Here is a 17855-nt window from a genome sequence, read left to right as displayed (position 1 = left end):
CGCCACAACGAGGGGTCGGGCATGGCGATATTTTTACTCGCGGGCCACGCGAGCGGGCATGTGCGCGCCCGTGTTACCCAGCTTTCACGGTAACGCTATGGGCAAAGCCGCTTGCCGCCGTCTACGCGCAGCGCACCGACATCACCGCAGCCGAGCGCGCTATCGATTCGCGCGTGATCGAGGCGGGCAACAAGGCCACGCCGTTTATCGACGAGGTGATTGCACGGCAAACCTCCGGCGACCCCGAAGGGGCACGCGGAGCGAAATCCATGACGCGTGTCAGCAGCAAACGCTTCAGATCGGCGAGGTCCGCGAGATGATCGCAAGCCTGGAGCACGGCACGCAACAGAACGTCGCGCTCGTCCAGCAATCGGGCGCCGCCGTGGACGCCTTGAACCGGCAAGCACGAAACCTCCTTGGAGCGGTCAATCTTTTCTCCGTTGGGTCCGAACGCGGCTCGGAACTGAAATCGCTCAACCCACAGCAGCGCGATGCCACTGCGCGCAACCCGGCGCTTTCGCTTGCCAGCAGCTACTCGTGAGCGCGTGGCGACATAACCCGATTTTCAATTCAATCGAAATCGTCCGCGCTGCAGGCGCGCGGACATCGATACGTTTCTGTCGGCTGTAAATGTGTATTTCGCTCGCGGCTGATGTCCGTGCGATGCCGGTTTTTTCATCGCGTGTTGACATGGCGCGTTTGGATCGGACAATAATCTCAGCCCCGACACTCGCCAGCCCAGGTTCCAAGCGTGAACGACATCACCGGCATTCCCCCCTCGCGGGCTGATCATGTCTATGTCAGTGTCCGCGAAGATATCTTCGATATGCGCCTGCTGCCCGGCGACCGCGTGACCGAAGGCAGCATCGCCGAGCGCTTCGGCGTGTCCCGTACGCCTGCGCGCGAGGCCTTGCAGCGCCTGCAAAGTGACGGCCTGATGCGCGGCTATGTGCGCGGCGGCTGGGAAGTCGTGCCGGTCGATTTCAAGCGCTTCGAAGACCTGTACGAAATGCGCAAGCTGATTGAAACCTTTGCGGTCTCGAAGCTTGCGAGTGCCGAAGGAGAGCTTTCCGAAGGCGTCGCACAGATGCTCGGTCAGCTCGAACAAATCTGGAAGATCCCGCCTGCTCACCGTCGGCGTGACGGCCGCGAGATGGTCGCGCTCGACGAAGCATTTCATCACGCCCTCGTGCAGGCCGCCGATAACGCCGAGCTGACCAATGCGATGCAGCGCGTGACCGATCGCATCCGGGTCGTGCGGCGGCTCGATCTGGTGTATGGCGACTGCATCGACGAAACCTACGACGAACATGTCGCGATCCTCGATGCGATTCGTTGTCGCGAAACGGATCGTAGCATTGCGTTGATCGCGCGCCATATCGAGGGTAGCCGCGTTGCGGTGCGCACCTTGACGGGCGAGCGCCTGCAACGCGCACGCACTGCAATGGGGCCGAATGCGGTCCCCTATGCACCACCCAGGTTGCGGGGCACCAGGTAGCGACATCCGCCGCGCGTACCGAGCCGTGCGAAACCCTATGTGGCGCGCATGAGCGGGCGACTCGCGTGCTGGCATGCTTCTCGCATTAGTGATGGGTATGTATACAAGCAAAAACCCCGTCCAATATGTCATCTGGTTTTCTGAATCCGACGCGCGGCGCGCGGGGCATGGCCGTCGCGCCGAATGCGCTCGCGGCGCGCTGCAGTTTCTCGCTCGACGAGCACGCGCTCAATCCGCTGATGCCGCGGCGCAGGCCATTTCATACACTCAATCCGGCGCTGGCGCGCTTTGCCGACGGCCGCACGATGGTGTACGGCAACATGGGCGGAGACGGACAGCCCCAATCGCAAAGCGCCGTGTTTTCACGCATCGCGAATTTCGGCTGGAACCCGCAGGCGGCGATCGACACGCCTCGCTGGCTGCTCGGCCGCATATGGGGCCAATCGACCGACACGCTCAAGCTCAAGCCACGCTTCGCCGCGCACACGGCAGCAACGCTCAGCGCGTTCGGGCACGAGGTCGAGATGATGGCGCCTTACGATGAAGCGATGGGGCATGCCGGCGCAATCGTTCGGCACCCTGATGGGTTAATCGAAGCGGGCTACGATCCGCGCAGTGACGGGGCCGCTGCGGGCTGGTAGACACCGCGCGCTTTTTCTCAAACGACTTGCCGTTCCGGCCGTTCAGGCCCGGAGGACGGCGCACGTCTCGCGCATGCCGGCTGGCATGCGCTCAGGAAACGGAGGCACCATGAACACACGCTTGCAACCGATGGCGCCGCGTATCGAGAATGTCTCGACGTCCGCCACGCATAACCGCTGGATTCAACTTGGACTGGGTCTCGTCTGCATGATGGCGATCTCGAGTCCGCAATATGTCTGGACGTTGATGACCAAACCGCTCGCCGCGAAATTGGGCATCGCGTTGCCTGAACTGCAGGTGACGTTCGCGCTGCTGATCATTCTGCAGACGTTTTTTTCGCCGTTTCAAGGCAAGCTGATCGACCGCTTCGGTCCGCGCACGCTGATCTCGTTCGGCACGGTGATGTCCGGCCTGAGCTGGGTGTTCGCATCGCAGGTCCAGAGTGCGCCGATGCTCTATCTGACGTATGGCGTGATCGGCGGCCTTGGCACGGGCATCGTATATGTTGGCGTTGTCGGGCTGATGGTGCGCTGGTTCCCCGCGCAGCGAGGCTTCGCGGCGGGCGCTGTCGCCGCCGGCTATGGCATGGGCGCGATCGTCACGACGTTTCCGATCGCGGCGTCGTTGCAGGCGCGCGGTGTCGACGCGACGCTGTGGATGTTCGGCACCGCGTTCGCGGTGGTGGGGCTGCTGGCATCGCAGGGCTTGCGCGTGCCGCCAGCGCACGGTGCCGCCGGCGGCAATGTGAATGACGTCGGTTCGGCGGTGGCGAATCTGCGCCCGTCGCAAACGCTCAGGACGCCGGTCTTCTGGCTGATGTTTGCCATGATGACGATGATGTCGACCTCCGGTCTGATGGTCACGTCGCAAATGGCCACCTTCGCCGCCGATTTCGGCGTGACCAAAGTGCTCGTGTTCGGCATGGCGGCGCTTCCGCTTGCGTTGACGATCGACCGCTTCACGAACGGGCTGACGCGACCGCTGTTCGGCTGGGTGTCCGACAAAGTCGGCCGCGAAAACACGATGTTCTTCGCGTTCGCCCTGGAAGGCGTCGCGATGGCGCTGTGGCTGTTCACGCGCGATAACGCGGTGTTGTTCGTGTTGCTCTCGGGCGTGGTGTTCTTCGGCTGGGGCGAAATCTTCTCGCTGTTCCCGGCGACGCTGACGGACACGTTCGGCACGCGGCATGCCACGGAAAACTATGGCTGGCTCTACATTTCGCAGGGCATCGGCTCGATCCTGGGCGGCCCGCTGGCGGCGTTGATGCACCAGCACGCGGGTAGCTGGTTGCCGGTGTTCGGCGCGGCGATCACGCTTGACATCGTTACCGCATTGCTCGCGATTGCGGTTCTCAAGCCGATGCGCCGCCGTTTTCTTGCCGCATCGCGCGGCGTTTGACGGCAACTGGGCGCTCGTTCGTTGTACGACTAATTGCCTGGCGGTGCGCGCCCTTCATGCGCGCGTCGCGCATACCGTCACAGTCACGCCTCTTCTAAGAGGCGTCGTTCAGTCGCCGTCGGTCTTGTAAGTTGAAGCGGGCTCACTCGTGGATGTTCCAGTGACGCTTCGAAATGACTGAAACGTCATCCAGGAGCCATGTTGTGTTAGCGACCGAATTCCGATAATGACAGCCGAGATCATTCCGTCCGCTCGAAACTTCAACGAGGCTCCAAAACATGACTACCCGTCGAGTCAGGTAGCGATCGAGCGCAACCAGAAGCGTTTCCATTCTGCCGAGACTTATTGGGCGAGCAAACAGCAATCGATGCAGTACTCAAAGAGCAATGGGCGCGCCTGACAGGCACGCAGCATAAGTTCGCGAACCTGTTCAGGATCGGTGTCCAGGCTTACCCCGAGATGGACGGCAAGATAGGGCTCTGCGTCACTCCGGCAAGCGCCCAGAATGGAGACGCAGCAGTTTCCAGCCGCCCTCGCGTTTGACCCAGATTTCAGATATGAGCGCAAACGCTAAGCCCTTGAATCTTTTGGTAGGCCGTACTGGATTCGAACCAGTGACCAACGGATTAAAAGTCCGCTGCTCTACCAACTGAGCTAACGGCCCGTCTCGCGCGATGTCCGCCGCGACCAGGGCACTTCTTGCCTGTTTGGCCTAGCCGATATCGATCGTGCGACTCGTGGATCGCGCCGGCTCCGTTTTTGGCACAGTCAACGTGAGCACCCCATTGTCAAACTTTGCCAGGGCGTGATCGGGGTCGGCGTTTTCCGGCATCGGAATCGTGCGCATGAAGCTTCCATAGGCGCGCTCGAGCCGGTAGCAGCCGTCTTCCTCGCTGCGCACGTCCTGTTTCTTTTCGCCGCGCAACACGATCGCCCCATCCTCGACGCTCACACTCAGGTCTTCGCGCTCCATCCCGGGCAGCTCGGCGGTCACGCGCAACACCTTCCCTTCGTCGACCACGTCGATGCGCGGCTGGAAGCGCGATGAACTGAAGTCGCCAAACCATCGTTCGAGGGCGCCGCGACCTGCAAACGGGTCATGGAAGAACTCTTCCAAAGCACGCCACGGTTCGCGTGCGAACAGTCGCGGAATGTCGGGCCACGGGGCACGCCACTGTTCGTTCGCCTGGGGGCTTTCCGGGCTGTCCGCATCGGACTTGCGGGCCCCCCGCGCAGGAACTTGAAGGGATTCCACTTTTTCGGGTCGGTGTTCATCGTATCCTCCTCTACAGTCTGGCCGGAGAACCGGATTCCTGTCACTGCGCTGAAGTCGCGACTCTGCCCTCGACATTCCGGACTGCATCTGCGGAACGCCGCCACGGCCGCCTCGCGATCCGCGGCGCGTCCTGATCTCACGTACCGGCACCGCGCCGTATGCTGAGCGTGCGTGCGCGCCAGCATTCATGTATGACGTCCGCATCCGGGCCTCCGCAGTCAGTAGGGTGGCGGCCAGACGACCGCCACCGGTTTTCTCCCTGTCGTTGCTGCCCATCTGCCGACTTCAGTCCGTCCGCACCTCGATCCGGCGCGGCCGGGCTTCGTCGCGGCGCGGTATCGTCAGTTTCAGCACGCCGTCTTTCAGGTTCGCATCGATTTTCGTTGCGTCGAAGTCAGCCCCGAGAGCGAACGCCCGCGCGAAATGCGGCTGGCGGATCTCCGCATGTTGCAGGCGCAGCTCCGCCGGTGTGGGCACCACCGCCTCGGCCTCGATGTACAGGTTGCCATCGTGCACCTTCACATCAAGGCGGTCCTTTGTAACGCCGGGCAGATCGGCCCACAGGGTGATGCCCTGGCTGTCCTCGAAGATGTCTACGGGCGGCGTTAGCGTGATCGGGCGTTGCGACTGCTCGTCTTCGCGACGGGCCACCGCAGCTTCGTCTTTCCTGGCAAGTTCTGTCGTGTCGTTCATGATGTCCTCCTCAGTTCTGCGACCGGTTTCATTGAACAGTGATGGCCCGCGGCTTCGACGTCTCCCGCTTGCCGATGCTCACGGTCAGGCACCCATTGGTGTACTGCGCCGTGACCTTGTCAGGGTCCGCATGCTGCGGCAGTTCAATGACGCGCCGGAAGGGGCCGACGAACCGCTCCTGCGCATAAGTACGCACGTCGTCGCCGGCCGCTTCCGGCCGTACGGTCTGGCGCTCGCCGCTGATGGTCAGCAGCCCTTTGTCGATGGATACGTCGAGATGCGCCGGATCGATACCGGGCGCGAACGCAACGATCTCGATAGAGTCGTCGGTCGAACCGATGTTGACCTGCGGGAAGGCGCCCAGGCGCCCCGAGCGGATGCTGGACGGGAAACCGCCGAAGAGACTCGCCATCTGCCGTTGCAGACGGTCGAACTCGCTGAAAAGGTCGGTCCCGAAGTAGAGATCACTCATGATCGTTTCCTCCTTGGATGCAGCAGGAAAACGAACCGGCCTACGCGCTCCAGTCCGTCTGCCATGCTGCGGCAAACAAATCGAAACACGCAGCGCGCCGGAATGCCGGCGCGACTGCCTGAGCGATATTCAAGATAGGACTGAAAACAGAAATTTCAAGTGGGCCATGGCGACTTTTTGTTCTTGAATTTGGATTGCCACACCCCTACGTTCACGACACCCTGCAAAACCATGCGAGGACACCATGGAATTCGAATACGATTGGCTCACTCTTGGGCGTCACCGTATCCGGTTGAGCTCAACAAAGGGGTTCCCGACTGAGACGATGCGCACGGCGGTCGAAGTCATCCGGCTGGCGATCGACAGCAACATGAGCGCCCGGGCGCGGCTGGTTGAAGTGGTGTTCCGGCAGGAGTCCGCTTACGAGATTGCTGTCGGCACCACGTTCGCCGATGACCGGCTATGCGCGCCCCAGCTGGAAGCGGCGATCGCGACGGTGCTGGGCCTGCAGCCCGCGCAGATCACTATTTTCGTGACCGTGGTCACCCAGGAAGAGGTCGATCTGCACTTTGGTGTCTACGAAAGGATGCTGGCTGAAAAGCTCGGCGTGGTGCCGCTGATCCAGTGACGTCGCGGCAGGCAAGGAGTGGGGGATCGGCAAGGGGCGAACTGCGCGCCTGCCGGTGCGGACGGCGGCGGCGCTTTTGCTGCAATGCAATGAAGAGTATTCGACCGGATTCGGCCGCCCTCATTGTGGAGCATCCTGCAGCCGGATGCGGGAGGGTCTCGAAGAGCGTGTCATATCCCTGATAGCGCATTCGAACGCAGATTGTTCGCCGCCTGGATTCGATCAATCGGCTTCCGGAACGGCGCGACACAACTGATAAGACGCCCGCATGCGTCAAATTTATGGCGATTTTCGACGATGTAGCCTACGTCGTCGAGGGTCCCCTTGTGTCCGGTCAGCCTCGCCGACTTCGTCCAGGATGTTCAGCGCGCCATCAACGAGGGGCTCGACGACGCGCCGCACTTTATCAATATCGTGATCGGCGCCAATGCGTTCCAGGGCGCGTTGCCCTACACGCCCCGGCTGTTGCAGACGATGATCGATCATCTGCCCCGCAACGCCGTCTTCAACGTCAGCGCTATCGGCGCCGCGCAGTTGCCTGCCGCGATGAACTCGCTGTTGCTGGGAGGGGACGTGCGCGTCGGACTCGAAGACAACCTCTACTAACAGACAAGGTCAGTTGGCCACCAATGTTCAACTGGTCGAGCGGCTTGTTCGCCTGGTCGGCGAGATGGGTTACGAGCCCGCCACGCCGGCTGAAGCACGGAGGATCATTGGGCTGCGGCCGTTGCGCGAAACAATCCACGCTGCCTGCCAGGAGGGCTAACCGATGACAACGCGAGCCGTCAACGTCGCCGTCGTCGGCACTGATGTCATTGGCGCGGGTCGGGTGACACACTTCCTGGCTCGTGGTTTCGCCGTCACGGCGACCGATCCCAGCCAGGGGGCCGCGTCGCGCCTGCGCAACTAGATCGACGATAGTTGGCCTGTAGTGGAGAGGCGCGGGCTTGCAGACGGGGCCTCGCGGGACAAGTTGACGTTCACGCCTGACGTGGGCTCGGCGGTAGCCGGGAGGAACGATGCTTGCTGCTCCCGCGGCGGATCAACCGAAGGAGCGTGATAGGGCCGAAGGGCACAAACCGGGCGAGAAGGTTCAGACGCGTGGCATCTACAAGGTGGTGAGAGAAGGCGACGCCGGTTCCGGCTTTGAAGTGACATGCGTCGAAGGCGGGCATTTTCACCCGCAGCGGCAACGGTGCGCACTACGAGTTGGTTCACGGCGCGGCGCAGGGAAGGAGACGTACTATGAGAAATCGGCCTGGAACACAGTCAATACTTCCCGCTCTGGTGATTTTGCTCGCCGGCTGTGTCGCTGGTGGCATGCCGTACACCGGGCCGCACCTCACTCCGACGGAGTGCCGCGACCTGGCGGCGCTCAAGACAAACGCGCCCCCTACGATGGCGCAGCACCAAAGCGAACTCGCTGCCTTGAGGAAAGCGGGCTACGACCCGTCACCGTGGTTTGATGATCCGTATTACCCGGATGATCTACAAGCGGCACAGCGCCTGGTCGACTATTGGTTCCAAACGGAGTGCCAGCACCTTCAACCCGGCTGAGATAGAGAGATCGAGGACTGACCCGGATGTCACTGCGCGGCCAGAAGCGGCCGATCGATCAAGTGCGGTAATGGCCATTCGAGTGTCGGCTCCAGTCAGCTTTCCGCCGTCTGGTTCGAATCCCCGGGGCTTTCCTGGTAGGAAAGTATGCGTCGGCGATCTGATTCAACACGTTGCCTTCTCAACATCGTTGCTCGACCGATTTGTCAGGATGGCGCTCGCGATAACGTGAAAGAGATGATCGGCCCGTGGCGCGAATGAGGGTTGGTCGACGAGCCAGCCGAGCGCCGACATCAGGGCGAACAGGTCGACCCCATCCATATCGGCGCGCGCCGTTCCCTCGGCCTGAGCACGGAGCAGTAGTCGCGCGCCCGCTGAGTGCACCGCCGCGCATGAAGCGTGAAGCGCGGAGTCCGGGTCCGCGTGGGCGCTCGCCATCAAGGCGACAACGCCGCTATAGCTATGAACGAATGCCACCCCTTCGCGAAACCAGGACACGAGCGCTTCGTCGGGTGGATTCGACGTTTCGAGCTCGCTTGCCTTCTGCGTCAGTGCGTCCAGATTCGTACGCAGCAACGCTTCGAATAAGGCTTCTCGCGTCGGGAAATGGCGAAACAATGTGGCCAACCCGACGTCGGCCCGGCGGGCGATATCTCGCATGGACGCATCGGCGCCATGCTCGGCGATGACGTCGCGCGCGACTGCAAGTAGGTGGCTGTAATTTTTTCTGGCGTCGGCTCGCACGGGTTTCCTTGACAAACGGATCGGTGATCCGTCTATAATGAATTCGTATCTGGATCAGTGATCCACAAGATACAGCACATCCGTGCAAATGGGAACCGAGACGCTGTCCGACACCACGAAAGGAGATGTCATGGGAAAGCTTGAGGGTAGGGTTGCAGTCATCACGGGGGGATCGAGCGGCATGGCGCTGGCGAGCGCCAAGCGGTTCGTCGAAGAAGGCGCCTATGTTTTCATCACGGGCCGCAGGCAGGAGGTGCTCGACGAGGCCGTCAAGCAGATTGGCCGGAACGTGACCGGCGTGCGCGGCGACGCGGCCAATCTCGACGACCTCGACCGCCTGTTCGATACAGTCAAGCGTGAAAAGGGCAAGATCGACATCCTGTTCGCGAGCGCTGGCATGGGCGAAGCCGTCCCACTGGGCGAGATTACCGAGCAGCACTTCGATGCGACCTTCGGCCTGAATACGCGCGGCACGCTGTTTACGGTTCAGAAGGCGTTGCCGTTGTTCAACGACGGCGGATCGATCTTCATGACCGGGTCAGTTGCTTCGGTGAAGGGTTTTCCTGGTTACGGCGTGTATTCGGCGAGCAAGGCGGCGTTGCGCTCATTCGCACGCACTTGGCTCAACGAACTGAAGGGCAGGAATATCCGGGTGAACGTGCTGAGCCCGGGGCCGATTGCCACACCGATGCAGGACCAGGTTCTCACCGAGGACGCGAAGCGGATGTTCGAATCCCTGATCCCGCGGGGAAAGATGGGTCGTCCTGAGGAAATTGCGACGGTCGCGCTGTTTCTTGCTTCAGATGATTCGAGCTTCGTGAATGGGGTGGAATTGTCTGTCGACGGTGGCTTCTCGGCTATCTGAAATCGCGCCGAAAAGCTGGATTGGTTTCGGTGATTGTGCAGCGGGTATTGTCACGTCTGCTCGCGCTGTCGTCGCTGCACACGGCGTTGAAGGCGCGCGGCTCCGCGGGTCTGCTGTGGCTCGCGTGGCGCATCGCGCGCAGCGGGCCGCTTAACGCGGGCAACGGTCCCGCGCGCTCGGTTACCAACTAACACGAGTCCGTGGTTGATCAAAACGTCACCTGAATGGAGAGTTCGCATGAGCTATTCGATTATTGGCTTTGGCGCGGTAGGCCAGGCACTCGCTCGAGCGTTTGCAAGAAAGAACATCGACGTAACGGTCGCCAGCCGGCGCCCTCCCGAGACGTTGATGCAGCAGGCACGAGCGATCGGCCCTACCGTCGTCCCCAGGACGCTGCAGGATGCAATCGCGTCCGACACGATCTTCCTGGCGGTTCCTTTCTGGGAGCACCGCGAGGTCGCGAAGCAGATCAAGAGTTGGAAGGGCAAGACGGTCATCGACGCGACAAATGCTTATGGCGTTCCCGTCGAAGAGCTACAAGGTCTGCCGTCCTCCGCAGTTGTCGCTAAGGCGTTTCCCGGGTCCAGGTTCGTCAAGGGTTTTAACCATCTGCCCGCCGCCGTTCTGGCCGCTGATCCGAGTGTGAATGGCGGCAGCCGCGTCGTGTTTCTGTCGAGCGATGACGAAAGTGCGGTGGCACCGGTCGTGGCTCTGGCTGAACAACTCGGTTTCGCGCCGATTGCGCTAGGACCGCTCAAGGATGGCGGTTCGCTCGTCCAGGCCAGGGGGACTACCTGGGCTCAACTGATCTTCAAGGATCTCGTCAAGTTCAAATAGCGGAGCGTCACGGCAAAGTCACAGCGGCCACGTGCATTGCTGAACGCGTGCTGGTGATCTGACGACATCGTGCGGCCTGCGCAGTCTCGCGACCCGCAAGCTCGACGCAGCGGGAATCGCCTGGATCGACGTGTTCATAGGCGGTGGCACGCCGGCCGTCACCGCCGGTGTCTCGGCCGGGCTTGCGGTCGGTGCGTTCGCGCAGCGGGTCGCGCCGGTCGGTGCCATCGAAGTCGGCGCGCTGCTGGGGCTCCCGGCGCTTCCTCCTTCGGAAATCGTGCTGCATTCGAGCCTCTCTGATACGAGGTCGCGTGGAGCGCTGCGCACGATTGCCGCTCCGTTTAGCGAACATCGAGCGGCGATTCGATAGTTGGCGTTGAGAACACTCCAGCAGACAAGCGCATCACCTGGGCCCGCCAAGGAGGTTTGATGACATTGAGTCATTAAACAAATGACACCCACGCTCTCGCGAAATCATCACGCCACGCCGAGAATGCTTCCCAGCACGGCATCCGCCGTAATCGAGGAGAACAGCATGTTTGCAATTACCGGTGTGACAGGACAGGTGGGCGGCGCGGCGGCACGCGCGTTACTCGACGCGGGGCACGCGGTGCGCGCCGTGCTGCGCGACGCAAGCAAGGCGGCACCGTGGCGCGAGCGCGGCGCGGAGGTGGCGCTCGCGTCGTTCGAGGACGCCGACTCGCTCAGCACCGCGTTTCGCGACACGGCCGGCGTATTCGTGATGATTGCGCCGAATTTCGCGCCGCAGCCCGGTTATCCGAACGCGCATGCGGCGTCCGCGATACTGAAGGAGGCGTTGTCGAAGGCGCGGCCGGGGCGGGTGGCGGCGTTGTCGTCGGTGGGCGGGCAGCGCGATGCAGGGCTCGGCCTCATCACGCAGGTGCATATTCTCGAACAGGCGCTCGCCGATCTGCCGCTTCCGACCGCGATCCTGCAGCCGGCCTGGTTCATGGAAAACTCGTTGTGGGATATCGCACCGGCCCGCAGCGCCGGCGTGATGCCGAGCTTTCTGCAGCCGCTCGATCGGGCGTATCCGATGGTCGCGACCGCGGATATCGGCCGCGTGGTCGCGCAGGCGCTCACGCAGTCGTGGCAAGGGCGGCGCGTGATCGAGATCGAGGGGCCAGGGCGCTATACGCAGCACGAGATTGCCGCGCTGCTCGGCGAGGCGCTCGGGCGGCCCGTCGAAGCGCAGACGGTGCCGCGCGAGCAGTGGGAGGCGCTGTTTCAGGCGCAAGGCACTGAGTGGCCCGCGCCCCGTATCGAGATGCTCGACGGCTTCAACTCGGGGTGGATCGATTTCGAGGAGGGGGTGAACGAGCGGGTGATTGGCATGACGTCGTATCGGACGGTGCTGGAGGAGTTGGTGAAGCGGGCGGGGTAACCAGGCCTTAGGCGGGGTGCGCGCTCACGGTGGCCGGCCCCTGTTAGCCCGCTTCGCAGCCGTGCCCCGCGCGCGTGCTAATCTTGCTCCCTTCGCGGACGTCCCGCGTCAGAGCAGACACCATGACGGAAGCCTTCGATCCGGACGGCATCGAGCAAGCGGTCTTCGTGGTCGGCGAACGCCATGCGACGCTGGACGAGCCGTGGCGCGCGTATCGGCGTGCGCGTCTGATTCATGTCAGCGAAGGCGTGCTGACCGTGCGCACGGCATCAGGCCGTTGGGTCGTGCCGGCCGCCCGCGCGCTGTGGATCGCCGCGAATACGCTGCACTGCCTGCACGCGACGCGGCCGGTGCAGTCGTATTCGCTCTACGTCGCAACCGCTGTCGCAATGGACGCCGCCGCCGCCGCCGCGCCGCTGCCCGCGCAGACCGGCGCGCTGATCCCCGACATACTGGTGCAGGCGCTGCTCGCGGCCGCAGCCGATCTGTCGCACGATCACACGCCCGATGAACCCGCCCGCCGTCTGCTGCAGGTGCTGCTGGATCGCGTCGCCGGCTTGCCCGCCGCGCCGCTTGGCTTGAACTGGCCGGGCGATCCGCGCGCGCGGCGCATCGCCGAGGCGCTCAGCGCGAATCCCGCGCAATCGCTGGTGCTGGAGGAACTCGCCGCGGCCGCGGGCGTGACCGCGCGCACGGCCGCGCGTTTGTTCGCGAAGGAAACGGGGCAGACCTTCGGTCAATGGCGCCAGCAGTTGCGTCTGCTGGCCGCGCTCGAACATCTGGGCGCCGGTGAGAGCGTCACGCAGGTGGCGCTCGAAGTCGGCTATAACGACGTGTCGTCGTTTATCGCGGTGTTTCGCGATGCGTTCGGCGACACGCCGGCGCGCTATTTCCGCTGACGCCGCTTCGTGGCCACCGCGCGAGCGTCGCCGTCGCGCGAAAACGAATCTGCCTCAATGGGCGCCGGCCGCATCCGGTCCACCTCCGCCGCTGGCCGGCCGCGTGATCCAGATCAGCGGAATGATCAGCACGAAGATGATCGCCGACACAAAGAAGACGTCGTTCAGGCCCATCATCGCGGCCTGCGTGTTCACGGTGAAATCGAACAGCGCATTCGCCGATTGTGGATTCAGATGCAGCACCGACTGCGTGTTGTCGATCTGCTGCGCGAACAACGGGTTGTCGACCGACGCCTGCTCGGTGAGCCGCACGTGATGCAGTATCGTGCGGTTGTTCCACGCGGTACCCGCGATCGACGTGCCCACCGCGCCGCAGAACACCCGCACGAAATTCGACAGCCCCGCCGCCGCCGGAATCCGGCTCTGCGGCTGGCCGGACAGGATGATCGCCGTTAGCGGCACGAAGAACAGCGCCATCGGAATGCCTTGCAGCAGCGTCGGCAGCACGAGGTGCCACGTGTCGATCTCGATCACGTACTTCGAGCGCATGTAGAACACGATCGCGAAGCCGACGAACGCGACCGTCGAGATCACGCGCGCGTCCGAGTGCGGCAGCACGCGGCCGAGTATCGGCGCAAGAATGATCGCGAAGATGCCGAGCGGTGCGGTGACGAGGCCGGCGTCGATCGAACGGTAGTTCAGGTACTCCTGCATCCATTGCGGCAGCAGCACGAGATTGCCGAAAAATACCCCGTAGGCGATCGAAATCGCGATAGTGCCGCCGAGAAAATTGCGCTGCTGAAAGAGCCGCAGATCGACGATCGGGTGCTCCTCGGTCAGCTCCCATACGAGGAAAAACGCAAAGCTGATCAGCGCGACGAGGCCGAGAATCGCGATCACCGGCGACGAGAACCAGTCGAGATCCTTGCCCTTGTCGAGCATGATCTGCAGCGACGCGACCCACGTGATCAGCAGGCCGAGGCCGACCACGTCGATCGGCGGCTTGCGCGTCGGCGATTCGCGGGTGCGGTAGATCATCCACGTGACGCCGGCCGCGAACAGGCCGACCGGGATGTTGATGTAGAAGATCCACGACCAACTGTAACTGTCGGTGATCCAGCCGCCTAGCGCCGGGCCCGCGATCGGGCCGACGGTGGCGGTCATCGCCCACAGCGCGAGCGCGGTCGACGACTTCTCCTTCGGATACGAGCCGAGCAGGATCGCCTGCGACAACGGAATCAGCGGCCCGGCCACCGCGCCCTGGAATACCCGCGCCAGCAGCAGGATCGGCAGCGTCGGCGCGATGCCGCACAGCCATGACGCGAGCGTGAAGGACAGGATCGCGCCGACGAACAGCTTCACCTGGCCGATGCGCTGCGTGAGCCAGCCGGTCAGCGGAATCGCCACCGCGTTGGAGGCCGCGAACACGGTGATCACCCACGTGCCTTCGTCGACCGAGACGCCGAGGTTGCCGGAAATGGTCGGAATCGCGACGTTCGCGATCGACGTGTCGAGCACGTTCATGAACGTGGCGAGCGCGACGGCGATCGTCGCGAGAACCAGCCGGCCGCCTTCGAGAGGCGCGGGCGGCGACGGTGGCGCGGGTGGCTGAGGCGGCGGCGACGCGGAATCAGGCGCGGCGTTGGGCTGGCTCAAAAGGCGTTCTCCGGAGTTTTTGCGGCGGACGGCGCGAACGGCGTGAGGACGGACGGCGAGGGCGCGCGATTCGCAATGCATGGTCGGCGCAGGATGCCGTGGACCGTGCACCGCGGCGGCGGGTCCGTCGATGCGCAAAAGCATACCCGCAATCGCCGGCCGGCGCCGTCCATGGCAGCAAACGATGCGGCGCCCGACGGCGCGAACGCGGCACGCGGCGTATGCTCGCGGCTGAGGTTGCGTCAGCAAAGGCCGAAACGTACACCCAATCCCACGGAAAAAAGGACCCCACCATGAGCTGGCAACAATTCGAACACGGCTGGCGGCGCGCGCCGCAAAACACGCCCGCGACGAGCCTCGTCGTGCTGATGCACGGCGTCGGCAGCAACGCGCGCGATCTGATGCCGCTCGCCGACATCTGGAGCGAGGATCTGCCCGGCACGGCGTTCGTGTCGCTCGACGGCACCGATCCGTTCGACGGCGGCTTCGGCGGCCGCCAGTGGTTCAGCCTGCGCGACGTCGGCGCGGCGAACCGCGAGGCGCGCGTCGTCGCCGCCTATCCGGCGCTGCGCCGCGTGCTCGACGCCGAGCTCGCGCATTGGCAGCTGTCTTTCGATCGGCTTGCGCTGGTCGGCTTCTCGCAAGGTTCGATCATGGCGCTGCATCACGTCGCGTCGAGCGTTGAGGGCGCAGCGGGCGTCGTCGCGTATTCGGGGCGGCTCGCCTCGCCGATCGTGTCGTCGAACCGCGCGACGCCGCTCACGCTTGTCCACGGCGAGAACGACGAGGTGATCCCGGTGCGCGAACTCGAATCCGCGGCCGCCGCTTTCAACTCCGCCGGCTATGCGGTCGACGCCTACGTGCTGCCCGGCGTCGGCCACACGATCACCGCCGACGGCGTCGCGCTCGGCCGTGATGCGCTGGAACGCGCACTGGGCGAGCTGTCGCGCGATTGACACAAACCCACTAGAAAGCGGCCCTAAAGATTCTGATGGGCTTGCCGTCATATGGGCAATAGCTTGAAAATCACCCCCGCCGCGCGGGAAGCGCAACGCCCAGCGGGGCGTGTCGCGCGGCTTCGGGGTACCGGGGGCGCATTTCCAGACCGCCTTGGACGGCGCATAACGACACATCAGAGCCTGCATATGGCCAGACCGACGCCGCATTACCCGCTCTTTGAGCGACTGTTCCGCCACGCCGTGGCGGTGGATCTCGGCACGGCCAACACCCTTATCTATACCGACGACGGCGGCATCGTGCTGAACCAGCCGTCCGTCGTGTGCTTCGAGACGCAGCCCACGAGCGGGTCGAAGCGGATCGCCGCGATCGGCGCCGAGGCGCGCCAGCTGCTCGGCCGCGTGCCGCGCAATCTCGAAGCGGTGCGGCCGATGCGCCACGGCGTCATCGCCAATTTCTCCGCCGCCGAACACATGATCAAGCAATTCGTCGACATGGCGCGGCCGCGTTCGCTCTTCAGCCGGCGCGCGGCATTCACGCTGTGCGTGCCGGCCTCCGCGACCCACGTCGAGCGCCGCGCGATCCGCGAAGCGGCCGAGGCGGCTGGCGCGTGGAAGGTCAGCCTGATCGGCGAATCGCTCGCGTCGGCGCTCGGCGCGGGCCTGCCGGTGGGCGACCCGACCGGCTCGATGGTGGTCGACATCGGCGGCGGCACCACCGAGGTCGGCGTGATCGCGCTGGGCGGCACCGCGTATAGCGGCTCGGTGCGCGTCGGCGGCGACAATTTCGACGCGGCGATCATCGGCTACGTGCGCAATCTGTATGGCGTGCTGCTCGGCGAGCAGACCGCCGAGCACGTCAAGAGAGCCATCGGCTCGGCCGTGCACGACGTGCCGCTCGAGCAGATGAACGCAACCGGCCGCAGCGTCGACGATGGGCTACCGCGCACGGTGCAGTTGAGCAACCGCGATATTTCGGAGGCGATCGAAGGGCCGCTGAGTCAGGTGATCGGCGCGGTGAAGCGCGGGCTCGAATTGGCTCCCGCCGAACTCGTGACGGACATCGCGCACAAGGGCATCGTGCTGACCGGTGGCGGCGCGCTGCTGCGCAATCTGGGGCGGCGTTTGAGCCGGGAAATCGGCCTCGACGTGCACGTCGCCGACGAACCGCTGACCTGCGCGGTGCGCGGCGCGGGCGCGGCGGCCGCGGCGGGGTGGGTGGACGAAGCCGGGGACGCGTGAGCGGTGGATAAGGGCTTCACTACAGCTCAGCAAAAACCCGGCATTCGCTGGCAAGGTAACCGGGCTGCTGCTCACCCTTGGCAAGGCGGGCTGCAAATGGACGCTGCGCTTTACCGGCCCTGTGACGGGCAAGCGACGCGATGCGGGCCCGGCGTGTCTCCCGAGGTCTCTATTGCGGACGCACGTGAAGGCGCTTGCGATGGGCCGTTCGATCGACGCTGGCAAACACTCAATTAACGAACGCGACCGCGAACAGGAAGCGGCCAGCGTTGCCGCCGCAGCGCTCCCGTTTCAGAATACCGCGCACGCGCTTCCCAGTGAACTGAGACCCTCCGACGGACCAATATTGACATTTCGTTAACCGAAGCGGAATCCAAAAATCATCCATCGCCCATTCCATACCCCTGTGGATGCCTGCTAGCGTAGCAGCCCTAACAACTACAGAGGACACCGGAATGTCGTATCAACAGGATTCGGACGGCGTGCGGGTGGTGCTCAGTGCGCCGCAACTGGCGGCAGTGCTCTCCCGCCAGTCGATCAGCCCCACGGAGATGCTTTCCAACCGGCTATGGGGCGGTTTGCAGGTGGTCGGCGGGGTGCTGGAAATGGTCGGGGCGGCGGCTCTGTGTGTGCTGCCGGAACCGACGATGGCCAGCAAGGCCGCGTGTGTCGTGTTCGGCGTGCATGGCTCAGATACGGCGTCGGCCGGTCTACGCCAAATCTGGACAGGCCGGGATACGGCCACGAAAAGCATGTGGGACGAACCGAGGCGCAATTGCGCGCCAGGCTGGCTGCTGAAAGTCGCATTGACATCGCATCCTCATTTACGAATTTGCGCGCCGCTGAAAGTGCAGTTTCAAAGGTTATGCAATTCAACTCTGCGAGGGTGAAGGCATGGGCGGCGACAAATGACATACGTCTATGTCTGATTCATGACGTAGGGTCCCCTGCAGGGTATGGAATGACTCGATCAACAGGGAAACTCGTGCCGTTGAGCAAGGTTAAAATGTTTATAAAGCGCGAACCCCACAATGGCATGCCGTACTACATTCTCACAGCGTATCTTGAGCTTTGATGCCAAAATTTT

Annotated in this window: 20 protein-coding genes, 1 tRNA gene and 4 pseudogenes; 18 read left to right on the top strand and 7 right to left on the bottom strand. The window is 63.6% G+C overall.

The genetic code is table 11. The features are described 5' to 3' along the window. From HDG37_RS38765 to HDG37_RS12025, 6 genes and pseudogenes are all read left to right on the top strand, one after another. Positions 1 to 320, top strand: a 320-nt coding sequence (locus tag HDG37_RS38765) for a hypothetical protein (RefSeq protein WP_221311980.1), incomplete at its 5' end; no start/stop codon positions are given. Then, complete coding sequence (locus HDG37_RS12045; RefSeq protein ID WP_184047367.1) at positions 317 to 541, top strand: hypothetical protein; 225 nt, start codon at positions 317 to 319, stop codon at positions 539 to 541. The genes HDG37_RS38765 and HDG37_RS12045, both read left to right, overlap by 4 nt. A gap of 210 nt (positions 542 to 751) precedes the next feature. After that, positions 752 to 1498 carry a GntR family transcriptional regulator gene (locus tag HDG37_RS12040; RefSeq protein WP_184047364.1) on the top strand — a complete coding sequence of 249 codons (747 nt, stop codon included), beginning with the start codon at positions 752 to 754 and terminating at the stop codon, positions 1496 to 1498. 200 nt (positions 1499 to 1698) lie between these two features. Then, a pseudogene (locus tag HDG37_RS12035) lies at positions 1699 to 2139 on the top strand (gamma-glutamyltransferase); the annotation flags it as partial. Between the two features lie 109 nt (positions 2140 to 2248). Then, positions 2249 to 3538, top strand: coding sequence for an oxalate/formate MFS antiporter (gene oxlT, locus HDG37_RS12030; RefSeq protein ID WP_184047361.1), 1290 nt, complete (start codon positions 2249 to 2251; stop codon positions 3536 to 3538). 226 nt (positions 3539 to 3764) lie between these two features. Next, entirely contained in the window at positions 3765 to 3938 is a 174-nt protein-coding gene (locus HDG37_RS12025) for a hypothetical protein (protein ID WP_184047359.1), read from the top strand. Between the two features lie 188 nt (positions 3939 to 4126). Here the strand turns inward: HDG37_RS12025 and HDG37_RS12020 are convergent. The 4 genes and pseudogenes from HDG37_RS12020 to HDG37_RS12005 form a co-directional block, all read right to left on the bottom strand. Beyond that, positions 4127 to 4202, bottom strand: a tRNA-Lys gene (locus HDG37_RS12020). A gap of 48 nt (positions 4203 to 4250) precedes the next feature. Then, a pseudogene (locus HDG37_RS12015) lies at positions 4251 to 4813 on the bottom strand (Hsp20/alpha crystallin family protein). Between the two features lie 286 nt (positions 4814 to 5099). Further along, entirely contained in the window at positions 5100 to 5507 is a 408-nt protein-coding gene (locus HDG37_RS12010) for an Hsp20/alpha crystallin family protein (RefSeq protein ID WP_184047357.1), read from the bottom strand. 28 nt (positions 5508 to 5535) lie between these two features. After that, positions 5536 to 5979, bottom strand: a complete 444-nt coding sequence (locus tag HDG37_RS12005; protein ID WP_184047355.1) for an Hsp20/alpha crystallin family protein — start codon at positions 5977 to 5979, stop codon at positions 5536 to 5538. Between the two features lie 244 nt (positions 5980 to 6223). Between HDG37_RS12005 and HDG37_RS12000 the strand changes: the two genes are divergently transcribed. From HDG37_RS12000 to HDG37_RS11985, 4 genes and pseudogenes are all read left to right on the top strand, one after another. Beyond that, a complete protein-coding gene (locus HDG37_RS12000) occupies positions 6224 to 6607 on the top strand; it encodes a hypothetical protein (protein WP_184047352.1) in 384 nt (127 codons plus the stop codon). 339 nt (positions 6608 to 6946) lie between these two features. Next, positions 6947 to 7373: pseudogene (locus HDG37_RS11995) on the top strand (3-keto-5-aminohexanoate cleavage protein); the annotation flags it as partial. 3 nt (positions 7374 to 7376) lie between these two features. Then, on the top strand, positions 7377 to 7517 hold the full coding sequence (locus tag HDG37_RS11990; protein ID WP_184047349.1) for a hypothetical protein: 141 nt from the start codon (positions 7377 to 7379) through the stop codon (positions 7515 to 7517). Between the two features lie 335 nt (positions 7518 to 7852). Beyond that, the gene (locus HDG37_RS11985) at positions 7853 to 8164 is read left to right on the top strand and encodes a DUF4148 domain-containing protein (RefSeq protein WP_184047346.1); all 312 of its coding nucleotides are present in this window, start codon (positions 7853 to 7855) and stop codon (positions 8162 to 8164) included. A gap of 165 nt (positions 8165 to 8329) precedes the next feature. On the opposite strand, the gene HDG37_RS11980 is transcribed toward HDG37_RS11985, so the two are convergent. Beyond that, positions 8330 to 8908 carry a TetR/AcrR family transcriptional regulator gene (locus HDG37_RS11980; protein WP_184047343.1) on the bottom strand — a complete coding sequence of 193 codons (579 nt, stop codon included), beginning with the start codon at positions 8906 to 8908 and terminating at the stop codon, positions 8330 to 8332. 130 nt (positions 8909 to 9038) lie between these two features. Between HDG37_RS11980 and HDG37_RS11975 the strand changes: the two genes are divergently transcribed. From HDG37_RS11975 to HDG37_RS11965, 3 genes are read left to right on the top strand one after another with little or no spacing between them, the layout of a single operon-like run. Beyond that, positions 9039 to 9773: an SDR family NAD(P)-dependent oxidoreductase gene (locus tag HDG37_RS11975; protein WP_184047341.1), complete on the top strand. Its 735-nt coding sequence runs from the start codon at positions 9039 to 9041 to the stop codon at positions 9771 to 9773. Between the two features lie 20 nt (positions 9774 to 9793). Beyond that, positions 9794 to 9964: a hypothetical protein gene (locus tag HDG37_RS11970; protein WP_260334588.1), complete on the top strand. Its 171-nt coding sequence runs from the start codon at positions 9794 to 9796 to the stop codon at positions 9962 to 9964. Between the two features lie 46 nt (positions 9965 to 10010). After that, the gene (locus HDG37_RS11965) at positions 10011 to 10610 is read left to right on the top strand and encodes an NADPH-dependent F420 reductase (RefSeq protein WP_184047338.1); all 600 of its coding nucleotides are present in this window, start codon (positions 10011 to 10013) and stop codon (positions 10608 to 10610) included. Positions 10611 to 10617: 7 nt separating this feature from the next. Here the strand turns inward: HDG37_RS11965 and HDG37_RS11960 are convergent, their stop codons facing one another. Continuing rightward, positions 10618 to 10896, bottom strand: coding sequence for a hypothetical protein (locus tag HDG37_RS11960; RefSeq protein WP_184047335.1), 279 nt, complete (start codon positions 10894 to 10896; stop codon positions 10618 to 10620). A gap of 249 nt (positions 10897 to 11145) precedes the next feature. Here HDG37_RS11960 and HDG37_RS11955 point away from each other — a divergent pair, with 249 nt between their 5' ends. After that, positions 11146 to 12015 carry an NmrA family NAD(P)-binding protein gene (locus HDG37_RS11955; RefSeq protein WP_184047332.1) on the top strand — a complete coding sequence of 290 codons (870 nt, stop codon included), beginning with the start codon at positions 11146 to 11148 and terminating at the stop codon, positions 12013 to 12015. A 122-nt stretch (positions 12016 to 12137) separates the two neighbouring features. Then, positions 12138 to 12914 (top strand): AraC family transcriptional regulator, encoded by a 777-nt coding sequence (locus HDG37_RS11950; protein ID WP_184047329.1) that lies wholly within the window; start codon positions 12138 to 12140, stop codon positions 12912 to 12914. Between the two features lie 54 nt (positions 12915 to 12968). Here the strand turns inward: HDG37_RS11950 and HDG37_RS11945 are convergent, their stop codons facing one another. Then, entirely contained in the window at positions 12969 to 14570 is a 1602-nt protein-coding gene (locus HDG37_RS11945) for a DHA2 family efflux MFS transporter permease subunit (RefSeq protein WP_184047327.1), read from the bottom strand. Positions 14571 to 14863: 293 nt separating this feature from the next. Here HDG37_RS11945 and HDG37_RS11940 point away from each other — a divergent pair, with 293 nt between their 5' ends. The 3 genes and pseudogenes from HDG37_RS11940 (at position 14864) to HDG37_RS11930 (ending at position 17843) form a co-directional block, all read left to right on the top strand. Next, a complete protein-coding gene (locus HDG37_RS11940; RefSeq protein WP_184047324.1) occupies positions 14864 to 15526 on the top strand; it encodes an alpha/beta hydrolase in 663 nt (220 codons plus the stop codon). 189 nt (positions 15527 to 15715) lie between these two features. Then, positions 15716 to 16768, top strand: a complete 1053-nt coding sequence (locus HDG37_RS11935; RefSeq protein WP_184047321.1) for a rod shape-determining protein — start codon at positions 15716 to 15718, stop codon at positions 16766 to 16768. A gap of 455 nt (positions 16769 to 17223) precedes the next feature. After that, positions 17224 to 17843 (top strand): annotated as a pseudogene (locus tag HDG37_RS11930) (RNase A-like domain-containing protein). The last annotated feature ends 12 nt before the right edge of the window (positions 17844 to 17855 follow it).

The organism is Paraburkholderia sp. MM5384-R2 (assembly GCF_014201025.1).
GTDB lineage: Bacteria > Pseudomonadota > Gammaproteobacteria > Burkholderiales > Burkholderiaceae > Paraburkholderia > Paraburkholderia tuberum.
The sequence above is the reverse complement of the archived record's forward strand: the minus strand, read 5'-3'. Positions and strand labels throughout refer to the sequence as shown.

Excerpts from the sequence above, each read along its gene's own strand:
- HDG37_RS12005 (WP_184047355.1), bottom strand. The coding sequence starts at position 5,979 with ATGAGTGATCTCTACTTCGGGACCGACCTTTTCAGCGAGTTCGACCGT.
- HDG37_RS12010 (WP_184047357.1), bottom strand. The coding sequence starts at position 5,507 with ATGAACGACACGACAGAACTTGCCAGGAAAGACGAAGCTGCGGTGGCC.
- HDG37_RS12025 (WP_184047359.1), top strand. The coding sequence starts at position 3,765 with ATGACAGCCGAGATCATTCCGTCCGCTCGAAACTTCAACGAGGCTCCA.
- HDG37_RS11990 (WP_184047349.1), top strand. The coding sequence starts at position 7,377 with ATGACAACGCGAGCCGTCAACGTCGCCGTCGTCGGCACTGATGTCATT.
- HDG37_RS11975 (WP_184047341.1), top strand. The coding sequence starts at position 9,039 with ATGGGAAAGCTTGAGGGTAGGGTTGCAGTCATCACGGGGGGATCGAGC.
- HDG37_RS11965 (WP_184047338.1), top strand. The coding sequence starts at position 10,011 with ATGAGCTATTCGATTATTGGCTTTGGCGCGGTAGGCCAGGCACTCGCT.
- HDG37_RS11950 (WP_184047329.1), top strand. The coding sequence starts at position 12,138 with ATGACGGAAGCCTTCGATCCGGACGGCATCGAGCAAGCGGTCTTCGTG.
- HDG37_RS11935 (WP_184047321.1), top strand. The coding sequence starts at position 15,716 with ATGGCCAGACCGACGCCGCATTACCCGCTCTTTGAGCGACTGTTCCGC.
- HDG37_RS12045 (WP_184047367.1), top strand. The coding sequence starts at position 317 with ATGATCGCAAGCCTGGAGCACGGCACGCAACAGAACGTCGCGCTCGTC.
- HDG37_RS11985 (WP_184047346.1), top strand. The coding sequence starts at position 7,853 with ATGAGAAATCGGCCTGGAACACAGTCAATACTTCCCGCTCTGGTGATT.
- HDG37_RS11940 (WP_184047324.1), top strand. The coding sequence starts at position 14,864 with ATGAGCTGGCAACAATTCGAACACGGCTGGCGGCGCGCGCCGCAAAAC.
- HDG37_RS12000 (WP_184047352.1), top strand. The coding sequence starts at position 6,224 with ATGGAATTCGAATACGATTGGCTCACTCTTGGGCGTCACCGTATCCGG.
- oxlT (WP_184047361.1), top strand. The coding sequence starts at position 2,249 with ATGAACACACGCTTGCAACCGATGGCGCCGCGTATCGAGAATGTCTCG.
- HDG37_RS11960 (WP_184047335.1), bottom strand. The coding sequence starts at position 10,896 with ATGCAGCACGATTTCCGAAGGAGGAAGCGCCGGGAGCCCCAGCAGCGC.
- HDG37_RS11955 (WP_184047332.1), top strand. The coding sequence starts at position 11,146 with ATGTTTGCAATTACCGGTGTGACAGGACAGGTGGGCGGCGCGGCGGCA.